The 613-nt window shown below is 46.8% G+C and carries 2 protein-coding genes; both read right to left on the reverse strand.

All coding sequences use genetic code 11. The features are described 5' to 3' along the window. Positions 1-306, reverse strand: a 306-nt coding sequence (rplN, locus tag A3750_RS05075) for a 50S ribosomal protein L14 (protein ID WP_068548065.1), incomplete at its 3' end; no start/stop codon positions are given. A 23-nt stretch (positions 307-329) separates the two neighbouring features. Beyond that, on the reverse strand, positions 330-599 hold the full coding sequence (gene rpsQ, locus A3750_RS05080; protein WP_068451016.1) for a 30S ribosomal protein S17: 270 nt from the start codon (positions 597-599) through the stop codon (positions 330-332). Positions 600-613 lie beyond the last annotated feature (14 nt).

The following is a 613-nucleotide window of genomic DNA, read 5'->3' on the forward strand; positions in this document are numbered from 1 at the left end:
TACAGGGCCAAAAATACGAGTACCGATTGGTGCGTTCTGCGCGTTCAAAAGAACTGCTGCATTACCATCAAACTTGATCAACGAACCGTCAGGGCGACGAACGCCTTTACGGGTACGCACAACAACCGCGTTCAATACTTGTCCTTTCTTAACCTTACCACGTGGAATCGCTTCCTTAACGGTGACCTTAATTACGTCGCCGATTCGTGCGTAACGTCTATGAGAGCCACCCAGTACTTTTATACACTGAACTCGGCGCGCACCGCTGTTGTCGGCTACGTCGAGCATACTTTCCGTCTGAATCATCTTAGTTCTCCAAACACTCTGGGTTAGACTTTAGCTGCCTTCTCAACAACGGTAACTAGCTTCCAGGACTTCGTCTTAGACAACGGACGAGTCTCCTGAATAGTTACAACGTCGCCGATATTGCACTCGTTGTTTTCATCATGAGCATGCAATTTGGTAGAACGCTTAACGTATTTACCATAAATTGGATGCTTCACACGACGCTCTACCAATACAGTAATGGACTTATCCATTTTGTCGCTGACGACTTTACCGCTGATGGTACGAGCTGTGTTATTTGCCACTTCACTCATAATCACTCACCTGC

It is taken from the genome of Oleiphilus sp. HI0079 (assembly GCF_001635105.1).